At 61.7% G+C, this 17,753-nt stretch carries 22 protein-coding genes; 2 read left to right on the top strand and 20 right to left on the bottom strand.

The features are described 5' to 3' along the window. Positions 1-74: 74 nt before the first annotated feature. The 19 genes from ACSF9G_RS22835 to traI form a co-directional block, all read right to left on the bottom strand. On the bottom strand, positions 75-209 hold the full coding sequence (locus tag ACSF9G_RS22835; protein WP_256438744.1) for a hypothetical protein: 135 nt from the start codon (positions 207-209) through the stop codon (positions 75-77). Between the two features lie 205 nt (positions 210-414). Then, complete coding sequence (locus ACSF9G_RS22830) at positions 415-1,239, bottom strand: hypothetical protein (RefSeq protein WP_154386573.1); 825 nt, start codon at positions 1,237-1,239, stop codon at positions 415-417. Beyond that, the gene (locus tag ACSF9G_RS22825) at positions 1,236-2,408 is read right to left on the bottom strand and encodes a DUF4417 domain-containing protein (RefSeq protein ID WP_154386572.1); all 1,173 of its coding nucleotides are present in this window, start codon (positions 2,406-2,408) and stop codon (positions 1,236-1,238) included. Before ACSF9G_RS22825 ends, ACSF9G_RS22830 begins: the two co-directional genes overlap by 4 nt. Then, complete coding sequence (locus ACSF9G_RS22820) at positions 2,402-2,749, bottom strand: hypothetical protein (protein WP_154386571.1); 348 nt, start codon at positions 2,747-2,749, stop codon at positions 2,402-2,404. The genes ACSF9G_RS22825 and ACSF9G_RS22820 overlap by 7 nt, the downstream gene beginning before the upstream one ends. 5 nt (positions 2,750-2,754) lie before the next feature. Continuing rightward, positions 2,755-3,324, bottom strand: a complete 570-nt coding sequence (locus ACSF9G_RS22815) for an STAS-like domain-containing protein (protein ID WP_246670854.1) — start codon at positions 3,322-3,324, stop codon at positions 2,755-2,757. A 310-nt stretch (positions 3,325-3,634) separates the two neighbouring features. Continuing rightward, positions 3,635-3,847, bottom strand: coding sequence for a DUF6894 family protein (locus ACSF9G_RS22810; protein ID WP_154386570.1), 213 nt, complete (start codon positions 3,845-3,847; stop codon positions 3,635-3,637). Positions 3,848-4,028: 181 nt separating this feature from the next. Beyond that, complete coding sequence (locus ACSF9G_RS22805) at positions 4,029-4,655, bottom strand: hypothetical protein (RefSeq protein WP_154386569.1); 627 nt, start codon at positions 4,653-4,655, stop codon at positions 4,029-4,031. Continuing rightward, complete coding sequence (gene trbI / locus ACSF9G_RS22800; protein ID WP_154386568.1) at positions 4,655-5,962, bottom strand: IncP-type conjugal transfer protein TrbI; 1,308 nt, start codon at positions 5,960-5,962, stop codon at positions 4,655-4,657. The genes ACSF9G_RS22805 and trbI overlap by 1 nt, the downstream gene beginning before the upstream one ends. A 10-nt stretch (positions 5,963-5,972) precedes the next feature. Further along, on the bottom strand, positions 5,973-6,434 hold the full coding sequence (gene trbH / locus ACSF9G_RS22795) for a conjugal transfer protein TrbH (protein WP_154386567.1): 462 nt from the start codon (positions 6,432-6,434) through the stop codon (positions 5,973-5,975). A gap of 2 nt (positions 6,435-6,436) precedes the next feature. Further along, a complete protein-coding gene (trbG, locus tag ACSF9G_RS22790) occupies positions 6,437-7,258 on the bottom strand; it encodes a P-type conjugative transfer protein TrbG (RefSeq protein WP_436644422.1) in 822 nt (273 codons plus the stop codon). A 41-nt stretch (positions 7,259-7,299) separates the two neighbouring features. After that, positions 7,300-7,962, bottom strand: coding sequence for a conjugal transfer protein TrbF (trbF, locus tag ACSF9G_RS22785; RefSeq protein WP_154386565.1), 663 nt, complete (start codon positions 7,960-7,962; stop codon positions 7,300-7,302). Positions 7,963-7,991: 29 nt separating this feature from the next. Continuing rightward, entirely contained in the window at positions 7,992-9,167 is a 1,176-nt protein-coding gene (gene trbL, locus ACSF9G_RS22780; protein WP_154386564.1) for a P-type conjugative transfer protein TrbL, read from the bottom strand. A gap of 3 nt (positions 9,168-9,170) precedes the next feature. Further along, entirely contained in the window at positions 9,171-9,431 is a 261-nt protein-coding gene (locus ACSF9G_RS22775) for a DUF2749 domain-containing protein (protein ID WP_154386563.1), read from the bottom strand. 4 nt (positions 9,432-9,435) lie between these two features. After that, positions 9,436-10,224: a P-type conjugative transfer protein TrbJ gene (trbJ, locus tag ACSF9G_RS22770; RefSeq protein ID WP_154386562.1), complete on the bottom strand. Its 789-nt coding sequence runs from the start codon at positions 10,222-10,224 to the stop codon at positions 9,436-9,438. Next, entirely contained in the window at positions 10,202-12,637 is a 2,436-nt protein-coding gene (locus ACSF9G_RS22765) for a conjugal transfer protein TrbE (protein WP_154386561.1), read from the bottom strand. Before ACSF9G_RS22765 ends, trbJ begins: the two co-directional genes overlap by 23 nt. A gap of 3 nt (positions 12,638-12,640) precedes the next feature. Further along, positions 12,641-12,940 (bottom strand): conjugal transfer protein TrbD, encoded by a 300-nt coding sequence (locus ACSF9G_RS22760; protein ID WP_154386560.1) that lies wholly within the window; start codon positions 12,938-12,940, stop codon positions 12,641-12,643. Beyond that, positions 12,933-13,304, bottom strand: coding sequence for a TrbC/VirB2 family protein (locus ACSF9G_RS22755; protein WP_154386559.1), 372 nt, complete (start codon positions 13,302-13,304; stop codon positions 12,933-12,935). The genes ACSF9G_RS22760 and ACSF9G_RS22755 overlap by 8 nt, the downstream gene beginning before the upstream one ends. Further along, positions 13,294-14,277, bottom strand: coding sequence for a P-type conjugative transfer ATPase TrbB (trbB, locus tag ACSF9G_RS22750; RefSeq protein ID WP_154386558.1), 984 nt, complete (start codon positions 14,275-14,277; stop codon positions 13,294-13,296). Before trbB ends, ACSF9G_RS22755 begins: the two co-directional genes overlap by 11 nt. A 28-nt stretch (positions 14,278-14,305) precedes the next feature. Then, the gene (gene traI, locus ACSF9G_RS22745) at positions 14,306-14,935 is read right to left on the bottom strand and encodes an acyl-homoserine-lactone synthase (RefSeq protein ID WP_154386557.1); all 630 of its coding nucleotides are present in this window, start codon (positions 14,933-14,935) and stop codon (positions 14,306-14,308) included. A 210-nt stretch (positions 14,936-15,145) separates the two neighbouring features. Between traI and ACSF9G_RS22740 the strand changes: the two genes are divergently transcribed. Further along, the gene (locus ACSF9G_RS22740) at positions 15,146-15,850 is read left to right on the top strand and encodes an autoinducer binding domain-containing protein (protein ID WP_185910480.1); all 705 of its coding nucleotides are present in this window, start codon (positions 15,146-15,148) and stop codon (positions 15,848-15,850) included. A gap of 252 nt (positions 15,851-16,102) precedes the next feature. Then, positions 16,103-17,332 (top strand): Fic family protein, encoded by a 1,230-nt coding sequence (locus ACSF9G_RS22735; RefSeq protein WP_154386555.1) that lies wholly within the window; start codon positions 16,103-16,105, stop codon positions 17,330-17,332. A 160-nt stretch (positions 17,333-17,492) separates the two neighbouring features. Here ACSF9G_RS22735 and ACSF9G_RS22730 read toward each other — a convergent pair whose 3' ends face one another. Continuing rightward, positions 17,493-17,753 carry a WGR domain-containing protein gene (locus ACSF9G_RS22730; RefSeq protein WP_154386554.1) on the bottom strand — a complete coding sequence of 87 codons (261 nt, stop codon included), beginning with the start codon at positions 17,751-17,753 and terminating at the stop codon, positions 17,493-17,495.

The following is a 17,753-nucleotide window of genomic DNA, read 5'->3' as shown; positions in this document are numbered from 1 at the left end:
TGCAAAGCTCAAATACATTTGGAATTGTCATGCCTACCCCAACCCCGATTTGACCGCCGGCTTAGACCGATCGGTCACCCTCCGCGAAGCTCGTTCTTCTTGAGCCAAGTCTCGATCGCTTCATTTGCGATCGCCGATGCCGTCGATTCGCGATCAACAGCAGCTTTTTTCAGATCCTTGATCACGTCGCTGTCCAGATGAAGCAGCATTTGTCGCTTCTCTTTGATGATGGGCTTGCTAGTACGTGCCTTTATGCGACCCGTCATCCCGTTCACCGCGCTATGATAGGAACCTATCACCTCAGTCTAGAGTGACGGCCTATCTAAAACAATTGTCGAATTGCTCGGGACAGCCTTGCCAATCCGTTTTCACGCTGTGTTCCACCGAAATTCCCAGCAGCATGCCTGGTGATGATCAGGCGCCGTGTCGAGGATGGCCGTTCACCGCGCAACTTACCGACACAAAGAATCCTCTCAATTGGGGCTTCTGTGCCGGGCGAGCCGTCATAAGTGTGGGCTGTTTGCCGTCGATCAGTAGGGCATGGTCGCCGGAGCGGAAGCGCAGCGCGCCGTTCAGGTTGGCAAGGCCGATGAATAGCGGCCGAAAACCGTGGCCGCGTTCCGCCTGGTGTTCGTACCGCGAGATGCCGTCGGTGAGCGTCAAGCGCAGCGCTTCGCCGTGATCATTGAGCCTAGCATAGGCCGCGTTGCTGCGCAGGCTATTCAGAACTCCGATGCCGCGATCGGATGATATGAACTCAAATTTTCCCTTTGAGGCGCGGAACGCGACGATGCCGCTCTGCGGCTCTTGCGCATGCTCGTAGATGTTGCTGTGAAGCTCGCCCATGGCGGCAGTGAGCTGGGCGGCAATGGCCTTGGGAAATCCTTCCGCCGTTGCAGCTTGCTGGGCGGCTAGACCGAAGGTCGTCCATGCGTTGATGTCGTGCGGCGTGGCGGTGCTTAGGAAGCCCGCGCGCCGCGTTTGCGGGCAGACCCACTCTCGCGTGCCGTGCCTGATGGCGTCCAGCATCGGACCAAAAAGATTTGTGGTCAGCCAGAGGGCAACGTGCGGTGCGGGAAGTAAGCCGTCGTCGGCAAGGTTCGAGAGTTCGAAGAGCGGGCCGATCTCGGACGCGGTGAGCGCGGGAATGGCGGCCTCGTTCAAGCGGCCCCGCGCGGCCGCGAAGGCCAGCCCGTCGAGCATCCTGAAATCCAATATCGCGGGCTCGGTTTCCGTCATCCGGCCATCGGCGCCGATTCAGCCGAACGTGAGGAGGCGATCAGATCGCCAATCCACGCGTCGGTCGCCTGCCAGTTCGCTTCAAGCAGATGGTCGACATGGGCCCCCTGTGCTGTCGGCGCGCCTCGCCAGCCAAGGGCAGCGTTGCCCTTGGGATAGGCCTGCTGGCGCATCATCGTCTTCATGAACACTGACGTGTCGAGAACGGTGATCCCCGAAAATGCGCGGGCAATCACCGGCAGGACGTCGGTGCCTCCGCGTACGATGATGTGCAGCGGGCGGCCGACGGCCCGGGCCAATCCTGCCAGCCAAGCCGCGTGCTGCTCGCGCCGCCCGGACCAGCCGGTGCCCGTGGTGAACTCATAGGCGATATGGGTGACCTCAGGCCGGGCGGCGAGGAAGGCGATCCAGTGGGCAAAGTCTGCTTCAGTGCGCCCGTTGACATGGAGCGCGGCCGGCAGGCCCTCGCGCAAGAACTCTTCATGGACGATCGCGATGCGCTTCATCGCGTGCAAGTCGTCCCACCGCGGCCGGTCGATGAACAGGCTGTAGTTCGGCGTCGTCACCATGCCGACGCCGGCGGCGATGAGGGCTTGGATGATCGGCCGGCGGCCGGCTTCGCCGAGCCCCCACCAGCGCTCGAGCGGGCGGTCGATGTCAGTACCGGTCAGCATCACCGACGCCTGATGGCCAATGCCGAATGCCTCGCCGAGCGCGTCGCGGCTCACAAAGCGCGGTAGGCCGGTACGCCGGTCGAACATACGGTAAAGCGGAAGCGCTACGGTCGCGGCAGTGGGCGGCATGCTGCGCGCGGTGGGGTGATAGATGACTGGGACAAGGCGGGGCAGGCCAACCGCATTGAGCAAAGGGGCGCGTGGCACGCTATAGAGGTTGAAGCCGCCGATTTCACGGTAGCGATCGGCGAAGTCAGGATGGTTGCGGCAGACGCGGTCGCAACCTTCCGGATTGCCGCAGCAGAACTGCAGGCAGTCCATGAAGGGCGTGTTCAGCCGCAGCCCGCCGCAAATCTCCTTCTCCGGGCAGGTGGCGCAGCCGAGGGCTGCGCTCGCCACTTCGGGATCGTGCCAGAGGCGGCGCTCGCGACGCGGATTGCGCCGATGGCGGGGTGCCTGCGGCTTGACTTTAGCGGGATCGGAACGGGTCAGCATAGTGAGATCTCCGCGACCCCTGCGATGGGATGAACATCCAGCACCGTGCCCTTGGCTATGCCGCAGGAGGCGGCCACGGCCAGTACGAGTTCCGGCGCGGGATTGGTGAAGCGCGCGACATCGCTCATGCCTCGTCGGGCGATCAGCGTCCCGTTCTTGTTTTCGACGGTAAGCTGGTCCCCGGTGCTGAGCCTGGCGTTGCCGATGATGTCGGCTTCCGCCGTCCTTGCGGCGCTATCGGGGACGCGTGTGAACAGGTCGGCCGTCGCGAGCTTTACCCGTGCGCGGTCCCACGCCTTCTTGAAGCTCGGCGCCGCCTTTTCGATGAATTCAGCCCCCATGGTCTCTACACTCCTTCAAACAGCGGCCGATAGCGCTTGGCGCGGCCCTGGCTCGTTTCGATGACGAGGCCAAGAGATGCGAGGGAAGCCAGCCGGTTATTCCAAGCCGTCGTGTGTTTTACCCCCTCGCTCTTGCCGTACTCGCGCATCAATGCGCCGGCGTCAGTCTCGCCGTGCTCGTGAACAAGGTCGAAAGTGAGCCTTTGCTTCGGATCAAGTTCACCGAGCGGGGCGGCCATTGTTACTGCGTCCGCCTCATCCAGCGCGCACAACATCAATACATCTCCGCGGGGCATCAGCAACTCCAGCAGCTCTTCACGCACTGTATCATTGGCATTGGCGACCACCGGATAGAATTTCGAGCGTCGCCCCCTGACAATATCGCGGAAGGCAAGAACGCTCTCGCGCAGAAAGCTAGCCGTCGCGACCTCGATGCCGGTGAAATCGAGAAAGACCGGCTCCGGGTTTGCTGGTTCGGCGGCCGACGTATTCAAAAGCTCGTTCAGCGCCGACCTGCCGTTCAGCGCCCCGGCGAGGACGTCGCTGCCACCAATGGCCAGCATGTCGATCTTCATAGAATCACGTTCCTCACGTTGTTCACGTGAGATAGATAGTGAGTGCTGCATTCGGAGTCAATGGTCCGGTGGAATGCTGCCTACCCGCGTGTTTTTGGGGGCAAGGTGTGAGCAGAAATTGCTATGGTCGCATCACTCGAGGATCGTCCGCCGCGACGACGAAGGCAATTTCAGGCGGCGACAGAGAAACCAAGTCAGGAACGGTTATTCGGCGAAGCAATCGCGGTGGACGTCGAGATTTATGACCGGAACGGGCGGCGAAAGGTTCATAGGTCGACGCCTAAAGGCACTTTGACAACTTGCTGCGTCGCTATTTTAGGCCCTTTATATCGACCGTTGCGACCGCCCGTCCATTTCGGCCAACCACTTTTACCTCGATCTCGCGATGCTCCGGTTCTTCGGCGATTTCTGACACGATCTGGCGTGCCATGGCGATCGCTCGAGCGTCGTCATCGTGGGGCTCACCTTTTCGGTCGGGATATTCCACGTCGTCGCTAAAGATGTGGAAATAGTAGCGGGGCATTCATCCTCCTTCGCGGCACGCGGGGTCATCGAGCCATGCGCTCGCGTCGTTGAAATATTCGCTCGCGATGACGGTGCGCAGAAATTTTAACCGGTCACGGTAGCGGCCCGCCTTCGCGGGCCCAAGCACGCTCTCCATGGATGTTAGAGCATCGGGATGTTGAAAGGACTTTCCTCCCGTGTCAGTCAACAGCGGGGTTGAACTTGAGAAACACGCGGTCATCCCATGACGAGATGTTCCAGCGATACGCTCCACCGAAGAGCCCGGGCGTTTCGTCGGCATTGGTCTCAATGACCGTGCCGGACACGGTCACATTCAGCGTTCCGTTGGGCACAATGGCGATCTGATCGAGCTCGGCGCGGGCCCGGTCCGGGATCTCCGGGGTACTGACTTCAATGGTTGCGTCGTCCATGCGCCGAATGCTCAAGAAATTGTCGGCTTGCGACTTCGCCCGCGTGTTGGGGACGCCGATTGCGGACCCGTTTGCATCCAACTCACCGGTGAGATTGACGATGAGATCGAAGCGCCCTTCCCCGGCGTAGGTGAAGCTCTCAAAGCCGGGCATTCGAGCCGCCTTGCGCTCTTCCGCCCGCATCCGGTCCTCTTCCTGTTCTGTGAGCACGTGGCCGTCGGCAAGCGCCTTAACGACACGGGGATCAGCGAGGCGGGTTTCGACACGCATGTCGTACTCGTACCCCTCGAGCACGATGGTGGCGTCGATGGTTTCCAGCACGAGGCAACCGGTCAGAAACACTCCAACCGCGATAGCCGCGGCGGCATTGCGGGCGAGCGAAAACAGCTTCGCCATCAGCGATAGGCTCCCGGGAAAATGATGTCCTGCTCCACAATTATGTTGAACCCATAGCCCGGGCGGATGGTGAGGGTCGGCTGGACATTGAGATTCCGGGAAATGGTTTGATCCGCTACCCGCCCGAAGCTTTCCGCGAAATTCCTTCGTGCCGCATCCGAGGCGGTGTCCTGCGTCGCAAGGGTCGAGCTTTCCGGCACGGCCATGTCGATGCCCGTCCCGATCAATGCGATGAGGATCGCCGAGCCAAAGGTCTGCAGGTATTTGTTGTCGACCTGGTCGCGGAAGCCGCCATAGCCTTGCGCGTCGACGCCGGCCATGCCACCGATCTGCAGTGTCGATCCATTCGGGAAAATGAGATCGGTCCAGATCACCAGCACGCGACTTTGCCCGAACGAGACATTGGAGTCGTACCGGCCGAAGAGCTTGGCCCCTTGTGGCACCAACAGCCGGTGGCCGGTCGCACTGTCATAGACGTTCTGGCTGACCTGGGCGGTGATACGGCCGGGAAGGTCGGAGTTGATGCCGGTCACGAGCGTTGCCGGGATCACCGAGCCGCGTTTGAGCTCAAAGGGCGACTGCTGCGGTACGACGCGGTTCGGCAGGTAGCCGAGATCGGCAATGTTCTGATTGAAGAAGTCTGCCTTTCCGGCCTGATTGTTCGGATCGGCCTGTTGCCCGGCGCCGCCAGCGCGCAGCGCAGCCGCATAGAGATCGGCCATGCCGGCGCGATCGCCAAGCGCCCCCTGCCCCGTTGTCGATTGTGGCGTTCCCGTTTGTGCGGCTTGCCCTACGTTACCGATATCGATCGCGATTGGGCTGTCATAGGCGGCATCGTCGGCCTGGAGCCGGGCCATACGCTGCTGATGCAGCAAGCGAAACATCTGCTCGTCCTGTTCCCTTTGCAGCCGCTCTCGCCAGTCGGCTTCACTTTCGACCGGCGTCGCCTGTTGCTGTTGCGGTGTTGTCGGCTGGCGCTGGAAAGGATTGGTGGATTGCGGCTCGTCTTCCGCCAGTTCGACCGGCTGCACCACCTGGATCTGCTGCGCGGGGCGCGGCTCCTCGATCACGCCATCCGAAACGCCGCGCTTGAGCTGGTCGGCGAAATCGGTCGCCGGCGCGCCGGTCGAGGTATCGAGCGGGCCCCCACTCCGGTTGAGGCCGCGGATCGAGAGGCCCCAAATGATAACGCCGAAGAAAAGGACGACCAGGCCGATGAAGAGAAAGACCGGCAGCTTGTTCAAGCGCCGGATTTTGGGCTTCTCGTCGCCGCCTTCGGCGCCGGGAGAGAGATCGAGCGAACTCATGGCTCCCCCCTCAGGTCGTACGCTGCATGACAGACAGCGGGCTTGTCGGTGTCGCGCCGGTCGCCGACATCGCATAGGAGCGGGTCAGCTCCACCGAAGGCGTCGAAATCCGGGTCATGACGGCGCCCTCGAACGTGTCGATGACATAGGCGAGCGGGATCATCGTGTCGCCGGAGGCCTCCTGGTTCGAAGCAACGGCATAGCCCCAGCCGCGCAGCGACTCTTCGAGCGCGAGGCCGAATGCGGAATCGTCGGGCTTGATGACGATCGTCCCGGTGCCCGGGCCAACATGCTCGGCGAGCTTGGAGACCATGTCGCCGGCGACGGCCGCAGCCGCGGCCGGCGATAGATCGGCGGCATCGGCACTGACGGTCGGCGTGAAGTATCCTCCCCCCGTGGTGGTGCATCCGGTTGTTGCGCCGGTGAGAAGAACGAGTGCCAGAACACGGGAAAGTCGGTGGATGGCGCGCATGATCAGCCCCTCCTCGAAATGGTGATCTTCTGCTGGCGGGAGCCGACGCCGGAAAGCAGCACGGCGCGATCGAACACATAGTCCACGATCATCATCGTGCCGTTGAGCCGGTAATTGACGATACGGTTTTCGCCGCCCGAGACGACGAACAGCACCGGCGCATCGCCGCTCATCATCTGGCCGGGGAACTGAATGTAGGTCTTGGCGCCATCGGTGTAGACGCGGGTCGGGCGCCAGCGGGCCTGTCCGCTGATAGTGAAATTGAAGCTCAGGTTATCGGCCGGGACGCCGGCGCCGGGAATGATGCTCGCCTCGACGCGCGCGTTGAGGGCATCGAACTTGGCCTGCACGTCCTCGGGATATTCGAAGGCAACGCGGGCCATGTAGTCGCGATGATGCGACCTGAGCCGGATGTGGTAGGTGCGCCGCGATGTCGTCACCACCATGGACGTCTCGAGCCCGGGTTCCGAAGGCTTGACGATCAGGTGGATTTTCTGGCCTTCGGCCGAGCCGGAGGTTGCCGGCTCGACCTTCCAGCGAACCGTGTCGCCCACCAGCACGTCACGCACGGCTTCTCCGGCCTGCAGCTCGATTTCGCAGAGCTGGAGGGGCGAGCAAACGACGGACGGCTGCGTTTGGCCGTAGAGGTAAATGACCTTGCCGTCCGGCCCCCGCGTCATCACCGCGGCCGTGCCCTGCCACTGAGTGGAAAGTCCGGTTCCCCGCGCTTCGTTGCCGCTGAGGCCCTGCTGATCGGCCGCAACGGCGACATTGAGGGCGAACGTGCCCAGCAACAGGGTTGCCGCACACACGCCCGCGTGCATTTTCTTGAGGTTCAACATTACTCTTACTCCGCGAGCGTTTCTCAAAGCTGGGCTGTCCAATCGAAATCCTCGAGGTAGAGGCCGATCGGGTTCAGACGAATGACCGCCTCGTCCTGGGGCGGCGAAAGAGTCACGGTGGCGATGCCGCGAAAGCGGCGGGTGCGTAGTTCCTTGCCCGCGCGGTCGCGCTCGATCTCGCTCCAGTCGACCTGGTAGCTCTGGTTCGAGAGGGCGACGACGTTGTTGACCTCGATCGAGACCGTCATGGTGCGGGCGCGATCGAAAGGCGAATTGTTGCGGAACCAGTTGTTGACCTTCTCGGTCGCCGGGTCCTGCTGCTTCAGCATCGCGTAGGTGCGGTCGATATATCCCTTCTGCACGGTCGCATCCGGGGTGATCGACCGGAAGTTCGACACCCAGGCGCCGAGCATCGAGCGCACAACGCGCTCGTCGGCATATTCGATCTGCGCGGGGAAGCCGGCCAGGACAGCCGCGCCGAGCTTGTCGACCTCGACCACATAGGGAACGAGCTTGACTTGTGTCGACTGATAGAGGGCATAGCCGAACCCGATCACCGCCATGCTCATCGAAAGCAGGCCGACGGTGCGCCAGGCCGAGGCCGCGCGCATGTAGCTGCCGTAGCGCTCGTTCCACTCATAGCGGGCGGCCAGATACGGATTGTCGGGGTATTTTCGCTTCGCCATCTAGCCTCGCCTGATACGGCCGGCCGACCTCACGAGTCGGCGTCCATCTTTTTGTTTGAACTTCTGGAACTGGTGCCCGGATTGGTGCCTTGGCGCAGCTTGTCGTTGGCAAGGCCGAGGGTCGAACCCATCTTGGCGCCGGGGATGCCCATCAACTTGTCGGTCGCCGCGGAGCCGACCGCGCCACCCGCGGCTTTCAACCCGGCCATTGCAGCCGCGCCACGCGATGCGCCGGCTTGCGATGCCGCCGAGGCGGCAGCCATCCCACCTTTGACGACGCCGGCGCCGCCGGCCGCCATGCCAGCACCGACCGCCGCGAACCCGGCAACCTGGACACCGCTGCGGATGGCTTCCATGCCGTTGCCGACGGAAACGCCCTGGACGACGCCCTGAATGATGTTCGGCACGTACATGGAGATCATGAAGACGACGACCGAAATGCCCGCGATCGTCAGGGTAGTGAGGAATTGATCGTCGGAAGCCGTATCGTTCGAAAGGCCGATTAGCACCTCGGAGCCGATGCGCGCGATCATCACGAGGCCCATCAGCTTCATGCCGACTGAGAAGGCGTAAACGAGGTAGCGGACTGCGAAATCCTTGGTAAAGGACGAGCCACCAAGGCCAAGCATGATCATGCCGGCGAGCAGACCGACATACATTTCGACCAGCACGGCCACGAAGATCGCCGCTACGAGGGCAAAGCTGATGACAACGACGATCATCGCGAAGACCGAGGCCATGGCGAGGGCATTGTCCTCCCAAAGGCCGAACCGGGCGTTTTCCGAGAGTTCGGATGCCACTTTGACGCCGGCATTGAAGACGTCGGCCGGCGAAGCCGAACCGCCATCCGCGCCGATCTGGAACAGGCTATCGACAACCGACTTGGCCAAGGCCGGACCCTGCTGCAGAACAAAGAGGAAGAAGCCGATGAAGAGAATTCTCCGCACAAGCTCTGCAAACCATGTGTCGAGCGATGGCGCCTGGATCGCGAGCCAGATCGCCGCGATACCCACTTCTATGCCGGCCAGTATCCAGAACAGCGAGGTTGCCGCATCGATGACGGTGTCCTGCCAGCCCTGCGATGCGCTGGCGACCTGGTTTTCGAGATCGGTCAGGATCGAACCGTCCTGCGCAAAGGCCGGATCGACCATGGCAAGCCCGGCGATCATCAGCCCAGCCAATCTCAAAAGCATCGAAGCGCGCATGACTCAGTTGTCGCCCCAGCGGGGCGCCATCTGCTGGCCTCCCGACGTGGGGTAGTCGTCGGGATTTGCGTTGAAAAAGTCCTTTGCCCGCTCGGCGGCTTCCTCGCGTGCCGCCGCTTCCTGCTCGGCAAGTTCGACCTGGCGCTCGAGGAGCGCCTTCATTTCCGGATCGGCGTTCGGGATGAACACATAGGATGCCGCGCCGCCCGCAAGGGCGGCAACGATCGCGATCGCGACGACGACGGGGAGTTTGAGCGTTGCCATGGGGTCACCACCGAGGCTGCATTTGTTGGCCGCCGGAGGTGGACGGAGCGGTAGAGCCGAAAAATGCGTCGCGGCGAGCCTGAGCGAGATCCTTTTCAGCCTGCTCCGACTGATACCAGGTGCCCATCATGGTCATCTGCTGGGAGACGAGGCCGCGAAGCTTCTGCATCTGCTCGACCTGCTGCGTCGCGATCTGATGCCCGACCTGCAACGCCTTCATCTGGCCATCGGCGGACTCCGATTGGGAGCGCAGTTGCGCCATGGTGGATTCTTCGGTCGCAAACTGATCGGCCGTGAGGCCAGCCGCCGCCAGTGTTCCACCGATGGTGTCACGGTTGGTGTCCGACCAGGACTGATAGCTCGACGAGAAATCCTGCCCGTTCGGAAGACCGTTCTGGAAATCGGTATAGCTCTGGAAGCGCTGCTTGAGCACATCGTCAAGGTTGCCCATCGAGAACGCCATGCCCTGCCCCTGCTGCACGATGCCTTGCAGGTTGGCGAGGTCCTGTTGAGCCTGCCCCCACACATGATCGGGAAGCTGCATGGTGTTCTGCAGCATGTTCTCGTAGATGCGAATCTGGTTTGCGATCTGCTCCACCTGGTTGGAGATCTGCGTCACCTGATTTGCGATCTGCTCGGCGTTCTGTCCGCCGAGCGCGATCAGTTCCCCATTGTTGAGGATCTGCGTAAACTCGGTCGCGCCGGTGAGCGCCCCGCTGGCTTGGGCTGGCGCGGCAAGGCTGACAGCGATCAGGACGCTTGCGAGAGAACTAGGCAAGAAGAGCTTCGGCATTTTCGATACCTCTTTGCTTGAGCCAGTGGACGGGCCATTCGTCGCCGTGGTGGACGCGCAGCTCATCGATGCGCTTGATGTCGTCCTTTCCGGACGCGCCGACGAAAGACAGGGTGATTGGCCCGAGGGCCATGTCGAACAGACGCCGCCCGTCAGGCGAAGCGACGTAGTATTCGCGCTTCGGAAGAGCGGTTGCGACGATCTCGATTTGCCGCTCATTGAAGCCAATACGCTCATAGAACTCGCGTGTGCCGCTTTCGCGTGCCGCGCCATTGGGCAGGCAAATCTTGGTCGGGCAGCTTTCCTTGAGCACGTCGATGATGCCGGACTTTTCCGCGTCAGAAATCGACTGCGTTGCCAGAACGACGGCGCAATTGGCCTTGCGCAGCACCTTCAGCCATTCGCGGATCTTCTCGCGGAACGCTGGATGGCCGAGCATCAGCCAGGCCTCATCGAGGATGATGAGGCTGGGGGCGCCGGTCAGGCGCTTTTCGATGCGACGGAACAGGTAGAGCAGGACCGGCACGAGATTGCGGTCGCCGAGGTTCATCAATTCCTCGATCTCGAACGTCTGGAAATCCGAGAGGGTCAGGCCATCCTCCTCGGCATCGAGCAGATGCCCCATGGGACCGTCGACTGTGTAATGACGCAGCGCGTCCTTGATCTCCCGCATCTGCACACCCGACACGAAATCGGAGAGCGACCGGCGCGTCGAGGCGGCCATGAGCGCGATCTGTCTGGCGATCGCGTTGCGATGATCGGGGGTGACTTTCACACCCTGCAGCTCGACAAGGGTTTCCAGCCATCCGGCCGCCCAGGCCTTGTCGCCATCGTCGTCCAGTTGGGAAAGCGGGCAGAAGGTCAGCGCCTCCCCTGCTCCAACATCGTAGTGATCGCCGCCAACAGCCACCGTCAGCGGGTACATCGACTTGCCCTTGTCGAAAGCGAAGAGCTGTGCTTGCCGGTAACGGCGAAACTGTGCCGCGATCAGCGCCAGAAGGGTCGACTTGCCCGATCCGGTCGGACCGAAGATCAGGGTATGACCCACGTCGCCGGAATGGAGGTTCAGGCGGAACGGCGATGATCCGCTTGCGACCTGCATCAGCGGCGGCGAGCCGTCGGGATAGAACGGGCACGGCGCAACCGGTGAGCCCGACCAGACCGAGTTGAGCGGCACCAGATCGGCAAGGTTGCGGGTATTGATCAGCGGTTCGCGGATGTTGGCGTACCAGTTGCCGGGCAGACTCCCAAGGAACGCCTCGGTGACGTTCAGCGTTTCGATGCGAGCGGCAAAGCCTTCGGCCTGGATCAGCCGGCGCACGCCTTCGGTCTTTTCGCGAAGGCGCGCCTCGTCGTCGTCGAACATGATAATGACCGGCGTATAGTAGCCATAGGCGACAAGCTGCGAATTTGCCTCGGCAATGGCGTCTTCCGTCTCCGCCACCATCAGCGCAGCGTCCTGATCGATCGCCCCCGAATTGGTCTGGAAAAGCTGGTCCATGAATGGCCGGACCTTCTGCAGCCACTTCTTGCGCGTGCGCTCGAGCCTTTGGCGGGCCTCGATCGGATCGAGAAAGACGAAGCGGCTCGACCAGCGATAGGTGAGCGGCATCAGGTCCAGAGAATTGAGAATCCCTGGCCAGCTCTCGGCCGGAAAGCCGTCTATCGCCACGACCGCCAGATAGCGGTTGTCGACCAGCGGCGAGAGACCGTGATGGAATTCGGCCGTGACGACGAAATCGAGATACATCGGAATGTCGGGCAGGCGGACCGGATGGTTTTCGCCGACAATGCAGAAGCGGGCGAACTGCAGCAGATCGTCATATTTGGCGGTACGGGTTCCGCCGCGTTCCTCGGTCTCCTGTGTAACCATGCGGCGGATCGAGACGACGTTTCCCATATATTGCTCGAACTCGCGGATCGAACGCCGGAAGTGATCGAGCGCGCGATCGGCAAAGGTGGTCGCGCGGGACTCATCGTCGGAATAGACATATTTGACGAGGCCGGACTTGCGCTTCTCCGGTTCGCGATAGGTCAGGATGATGGCGTGCTGGCTCTCATAGTGCCCGTCCGCCGCCTCAAAACGCTTGCGCCGTTCCTCATCGATCAGCGCACTTACCTTGTCGGGGAAATGGCAGTTGTCCCGGGCCGGATAGGCCGTCGCCGGCACGCGCACGGCCTCGACCTGGATCATCCAGCCCGATCCGAGCCGGGCGAGAATGGCATTGATCTGGCGGCTGACCTCGTTGCGCTCGAAATCGGTCGAGCTTTCGTTATCCGGACCGGCGAAATACCAGCCGGCCATCAGGCTCCCGTCCTTGAGCAAGAGCGTGCCGTTATCGATCAGGGCCGCATAGGGCAGCAGGTCGGAGAAGGACGGGCCGGAATGACGAAATCGCTTGAGTGCAACCATAAGTCAGAACGTCCGCCAGGGCGTGGAGGTCGGCCGGTAGTAGGGGCGGTATCTGATGTGGCGCAGGTAGACGCGGCGCATCAGGGGATCGGCTTTCGCCATCATGCGCAGTAGCCCGACAACCACGATCCAGATGACCGTGCCGAGCAGCGCCGATACGGTCGTCAGGATGACGAAGACGAGAATGACCGCGGCGAGCCCGGTCAGAAGCACGAGCTCACGGTCAGCCCCAAAGAGCAGCGTCGGACGCGAAAGGGCACGGTGTATCCGCGCCGTCGCCAGCCGGCTTTCCCTTTCAGCCATGCGGGGCAACCACCGGCTCTTGTTCGTGCGCCTCCAGCGGGACGCCGATGGACGAACCGCTGGAGCCGAACAGGCCGACGATTTGCGTTGCACCGAGCAGGATGCCGGCGACGAGTACGATGTAGCAGAGCCTCCGCGCAAAATCGTTCAACTCGCCGCCGAAGATCAACATGCCGCCGGCAATGGCGACCGCGGCGAGCGCGATAGCGCCAGCGACCGGGCCGGTGATGGATTCCTGAATCTGTTCCAGAGGCCCTTCCCAGGGCAGGCCCCCTCCCCCGCCGCTGGCGAGCGCCGGTTCGATCATGACGAGCGATGCGGCCGCGAGGCCGAGCAGGAGCGTGAAAGCCTTCTTAGACGACATGAAGATTTCTTCCCTGGATGGATTCGGATTTCGACGCGCCGACCGGCGAGGTGAGGTATCGCCCGTCGCGAAAGCCTTCGACCTTCAGGATCTCGCGAACGGTTCGCCCGCCGGGCGCGCGCTCGATCGAGACGATCAGGTCGACCGCCTCTCCGATGACTTCCGGCATAGGCTGGGAGCTGACTTCGGCAACGAGCTGTTCAAGACGGGTAAGAGCGGCGCCGGCCGAGTTCGAGTGAACCGTCGCGATGCCGCCCGGATGGCCGGTGTTCCATGCCTTCAAGAGAGTGAGGGCAGCGCCGTCGCGAACCTCGCCCACGATGATGCGATCCGGACGCAGCCGCATCGTCGACTTCAATAGACGGCCCATATCGACCGTGTCTGTGGTGTGCAGGATCACATGATTTTCCGCCGCGCACTGGATCTCGGCAGTGTCTTCCAGGATCACCAGCCGGTGCTCCGGCGTCGTCTCGACCAGCTCCGCCAGGATTGCATTGGTGAGCGTGGTCTTGCCCGTTCCAGTGCCTCCCGACACTACGATATTGAGCCGGTTCACGATCGAATCGCGGATCACATCAACCTGCTCGGGCGTCATGATGCCGTCGGCGACATACTGATCGAGGCGGATCAGCATCGACGCGCGCTTGCGGATCGTGAACATCGGCGCAGGCGCGGCCGGTGGCAAAATCCCCTCAAAGCGATGTCCGCCAAGGGGCAATTCCCCGGAAATAATCGGTCGGTCCTGGTCGACTTCGGTCTTGAGGGCGTGGGCGACTTTGCCGATGACGGTCTCGGCGTCATGGGAGGCCATCCGCCCCGCCGCCGCTATCCCCTGCCCTACCCGCTCGATAAATAGATTGCCGTCGGGGTTGAGCATGACCTCCACAACGTCGGGGTCATGGAGCGCTGTCGTGACCGTGGCGCCAAGTGCGTCCTGCAGACCGAGGATCAGCCGTCGTTTCGACTCGCTCATGAACCGCCCTCCTGCCCGGCTGCTTTGGTCAGGCCGCGGCTTCCACAGCGGCCGGGAAGAGGGAGACGTAGCTCGACGGCCGCACCAGCTCGAGACTGGGTTCGTCGGCAGATAAGAGGCCCGCGACAGCAATGGTATTGCCAATAGGATGTGGAGACCCGAGCCGCTCCAGTGGCCACTTCGCTCGGCTGAGAATGCGCTCAAACCGAACGTCCGTCACCGTGACGATCCGGTCGTACCCATTGGCCATCGACCATTCAATGATGCCGGCGAACAAGGTATGCGTGGCGTCGCGCAGTCCGCTCGCGGAGACGATTTCGCTGCGTTCGGTGTCGATGCAAAAGCGCGAGCTCTCGACGACGCGGCTCGATTGGGGCATGCGAGCAGCGCCCGCCAGAAACGGAAATATCTGACCGAGCATCGTCGGTCCGGTGGACGAAAGGAGGCGGGCGCAACCGATCACGTGACCATCGTTGCCGACGAGCACGAGATAGGTCGGATCGAGCCGGTCGTACTCGTCCTTTTCCTGGTTGTGCTCTACGTGGACGTCCCAGTCTAACCTGTGTTTGAAGACCCTTGCGCGCAGTTCGTGCATGCGCTCGAGCAGACGTTGCTCACTACTTGTAGCCCTCGTACGGCAAATGGCGACGACGCGCATGACCCAATCCTTAACCCATTGAATTGCGGTCTCTTGAATCCCGTACGGCCGCGCACCACCAGCTGTGAAAAGTCACAGGGGATCGACAGTCGTCGCCGTGATAGACAGGGGGGAGTGCCGAGGGGCCGTTGCCGCATTTATGGCTGAATTGCGATGCAACGCGAAATTGCGACTACCCGAATTGAGGACAAAAACACCCGGAGAGGATCGTTGCCGAGCAAAGCCTTCGACCAGTTGCGAGACGCACTAGAAACGGCCCATGGGATGGCGCCTGTCAAAGCCGCGGTGAAGGAGTTCGCCGGCCAATTGGGGTTTGACTGGTTCGCCTATCTCTCGGTTTGTGGGCCGGAGATCGACACGTTTTCGACGTACCCGCGCGCATGGCAAGGCCACTATATCAACAAGAAATACGCGAGCATCGATCCCGTCGTGCAGGAAGCCCGCCGTTCTGAACGCTGCTTTGCGTGGTCCGAACGCGACATTGCACGGGCATTATCGCCGGATCAGGTGCGCTTCCTCGGAGAAGCCGGGGATCATGGTATCGCATCGGGGATATCTGTGCCCGTGTCGGCCGGGTTCGGCCGGACTGTGTTATTCACGCTTGCGTCGTCGAACCGGTGTGACAATTGCCTGGTAGAATGCCCCTTCCTTGCCGCTTCGATTGCATCGCACGTGGATGTCTATGCGCGGCGCTGGATGCTCGAGCCAATGCCTGCTGTCACCGTCAAGTTAAGCCCTAGAGAGAGGCTCTGCCTGAGCTGGATGGCAAAAGGCAAGCGCATGTCCGAAATCGCGCAAATCGTCGGGACGAAAGTCCGGACGGTCGAGTATCACCTGCAAAATGCTCGGCGGAAGCTCGATGCCACCAACGTCACCCACGCCGTCGCGCTTGCAGTGCGTCAACAGTTGATCTGATCCAGGCCGGTCGCGGGAGGGCCTTTCCGCCTCTACTTCGTGTTGTGCTTGCCGGCGGCAAAAGAGTCATCCGCGATGGCGCCGTCGCCCCCTACCCTGCCCGGCTGTTTTGAGGCTTATTCGGCTTCGCGTCCTGATCGGCGGCCGATATCGGCAGGGAGATCGGCAACTAATATCGGCAATTGTGCTGACTTATTGCGTCCAATGCCTTACATTGCAATCCGTTGAGGCACCATTGAGATCGGCAAAAGAATGCTTGAAACCCCTGCCCGCATCGAGCCGCTGTTTTTTGACGACGCGGTGCCGACCGTTCTGGCCGATCTTGCGATCGAGCTGCAGAAGGCCGCCGATGAACTCGGCCGAGGCCTGCATCCGGAGTCGGCTGACGAATTGGCCGATCTCGTACGAGTCATGAATTCTTACTATTCGAATTTGATCGAAGGCCACAACACACGACCTCGAGATATCGAGAGCGCCCTGGCCGGCGCCGAGATAGATCCCGAACGTCGTCCCCTCGCCCTCGAGGCGAAGGCCCATGTCGAAGTTCAGAGGATGATTGACGGCTTCGGGTTGCGCGGCGAGCTGCCGAGCCCGACTTCGATCGATTTCATTCGGTGGGTTCATCGCGCCTTCTACGACGAGATGCCCGAGGAATTCCGGTTCATCGACAAACCTGATGGCGCCAAGGCCGAGATCCTACCCGGCGAGTTCCGGACGTCCGCGGAACATGATGTCGCTGTCGGGCGCCATCAGCCGCCATCTTCTGACAGGGTGATAGCTTTCATGGAGTATTTCCAGAAGCGGTTCGCCATGGCCGAAAAGCAGGCCAGCCTGCGGATCATCGCGATTGCGTCAGCTCATCACCGCCTCAACTACATTCACCCGTTTCCAGACGGCAACGGCCGCGTCAGTCGCTTGATGTCTCACGCCATGGCGCTCAAGGCCGGTATTGGAGGCAACGGCCTGTGGTCGATATCTCGTGGCCTCGCTCGTGGCCTGAAAGATCGTGGCGAATACAAGCGCATGATGGATCACGCCGACAGTCCCAGACAAGGCGATCGTGATGGACGAGGAAATCTTTCGGAATCGGCACTCAAGGATTTCGTCGAATGGTTCCTTACAGTCGCGCTCGACCAGGTGCGGTTCTCGACCGCAATGTTCGACCTCGGGCGGCTCGATGCTCGCTACCGCGCCCTAATAAAAGATGTCGTCGACGATAAACGAGCACCTGATCTGGTGGCGGCCGTGTTGCGGCACGGCAGGTTGCCCCGTGGTGAAGCCAATTTCGTGCTGAAAACATCCGAGCGCACGGCACGGAGCACGCTGTCGGATCTTGTCGAGCGCGGTTTTCTGAAATCTGAAACTCCGAAGGCACCGGTACGTATTGCCTTCCCCCTCGATTTCAGGGAACGGCTGTTTCCGAATCTCTTCACCGATGTCGAACCCAATGTCCCGGAACCGCCTTCACTGTCTTTCAGATGAGTGGAATTTCAGGAGTGACAACCGGAATGACTCCGGCCGTCCCCGCTCAGAGAGTAGAACACTGCCTTCGGTCAGCCGAATATCGACAATGCCGGTCCTATGCTGCTGTGCAAGCCCGTTGTAGCCGCGGCAACAATTGCCGTGATTATGGGCCCCTGGACTAGAATGTGACCTTGGCAGTGACGGGCGTGTAGCCCCGTCCGACCCTACGGGCGAGCCAGGCCTCGAGCGCTTCGCCGGCTTCAGCGGCCGACGCATAGAGGTCAAGGCGTTGTCGGCCGAGCGAGCCGATCCGCCCCCACGCGCGCATAAGCGCCGCATCACCGTACAGTGACGGTTCTATCGCGAGTACATAAAACCGCGCAACGTTGCGAGCGCAATCGCGGCGTTGAAGGACAACTTGAAGCTTCGGCTCGACCAT

The sequence above is a fragment of the Microbaculum mangrovi genome, from assembly GCF_051390635.1.
Classification (GTDB): domain Bacteria; phylum Pseudomonadota; class Alphaproteobacteria; order Rhizobiales; family Tepidamorphaceae; genus Microbaculum.
Note: the sequence above shows the minus strand (reverse complement) of the source record. Positions and strands in the feature narration are given on the sequence as shown.

Excerpts from the sequence above, each read along its gene's own strand:
- ACSF9G_RS22835 (WP_256438744.1), bottom strand. The coding sequence starts at position 209 with ATGCTGCTTCATCTGGACAGCGACGTGATCAAGGATCTGAAAAAAGCT.
- ACSF9G_RS22830 (WP_154386573.1), bottom strand. The coding sequence starts at position 1,239 with ATGACGGAAACCGAGCCCGCGATATTGGATTTCAGGATGCTCGACGGG.
- ACSF9G_RS22825 (WP_154386572.1), bottom strand. The coding sequence starts at position 2,408 with ATGCTGACCCGTTCCGATCCCGCTAAAGTCAAGCCGCAGGCACCCCGC.
- ACSF9G_RS22820 (WP_154386571.1), bottom strand. The coding sequence starts at position 2,749 with ATGGGGGCTGAATTCATCGAAAAGGCGGCGCCGAGCTTCAAGAAGGCG.
- ACSF9G_RS22815 (WP_246670854.1), bottom strand. The coding sequence starts at position 3,324 with ATGAAGATCGACATGCTGGCCATTGGTGGCAGCGACGTCCTCGCCGGG.
- ACSF9G_RS22810 (WP_154386570.1), bottom strand. The coding sequence starts at position 3,847 with ATGCCCCGCTACTATTTCCACATCTTTAGCGACGACGTGGAATATCCC.
- ACSF9G_RS22805 (WP_154386569.1), bottom strand. The coding sequence starts at position 4,655 with ATGGCGAAGCTGTTTTCGCTCGCCCGCAATGCCGCCGCGGCTATCGCG.
- trbI (WP_154386568.1), bottom strand. The coding sequence starts at position 5,962 with ATGAGTTCGCTCGATCTCTCTCCCGGCGCCGAAGGCGGCGACGAGAAG.
- trbH (WP_154386567.1), bottom strand. The coding sequence starts at position 6,434 with ATGCGCGCCATCCACCGACTTTCCCGTGTTCTGGCACTCGTTCTTCTC.
- trbG (WP_436644422.1), bottom strand. The coding sequence starts at position 7,258 with ATGCACGCGGGCGTGTGTGCGGCAACCCTGTTGCTGGGCACGTTCGCC.
- trbF (WP_154386565.1), bottom strand. The coding sequence starts at position 7,962 with ATGGCGAAGCGAAAATACCCCGACAATCCGTATCTGGCCGCCCGCTAT.
- trbL (WP_154386564.1), bottom strand. The coding sequence starts at position 9,167 with ATGCGCGCTTCGATGCTTTTGAGATTGGCTGGGCTGATGATCGCCGGG.
- ACSF9G_RS22775 (WP_154386563.1), bottom strand. The coding sequence starts at position 9,431 with ATGGCAACGCTCAAACTCCCCGTCGTCGTCGCGATCGCGATCGTTGCC.
- trbJ (WP_154386562.1), bottom strand. The coding sequence starts at position 10,224 with ATGCCGAAGCTCTTCTTGCCTAGTTCTCTCGCAAGCGTCCTGATCGCT.
- ACSF9G_RS22765 (WP_154386561.1), bottom strand. The coding sequence starts at position 12,637 with ATGGTTGCACTCAAGCGATTTCGTCATTCCGGCCCGTCCTTCTCCGAC.
- ACSF9G_RS22760 (WP_154386560.1), bottom strand. The coding sequence starts at position 12,940 with ATGGCTGAAAGGGAAAGCCGGCTGGCGACGGCGCGGATACACCGTGCC.
- ACSF9G_RS22755 (WP_154386559.1), bottom strand. The coding sequence starts at position 13,304 with ATGTCGTCTAAGAAGGCTTTCACGCTCCTGCTCGGCCTCGCGGCCGCA.
- trbB (WP_154386558.1), bottom strand. The coding sequence starts at position 14,277 with ATGAGCGAGTCGAAACGACGGCTGATCCTCGGTCTGCAGGACGCACTT.
- traI (WP_154386557.1), bottom strand. The coding sequence starts at position 14,935 with ATGCGCGTCGTCGCCATTTGCCGTACGAGGGCTACAAGTAGTGAGCAA.
- ACSF9G_RS22735 (WP_154386555.1), top strand. The coding sequence starts at position 16,103 with ATGCTTGAAACCCCTGCCCGCATCGAGCCGCTGTTTTTTGACGACGCG.
- ACSF9G_RS22730 (WP_154386554.1), bottom strand. The coding sequence starts at position 17,753 with ATGGTCGAGCCGAAGCTTCAAGTTGTCCTTCAACGCCGCGATTGCGCT.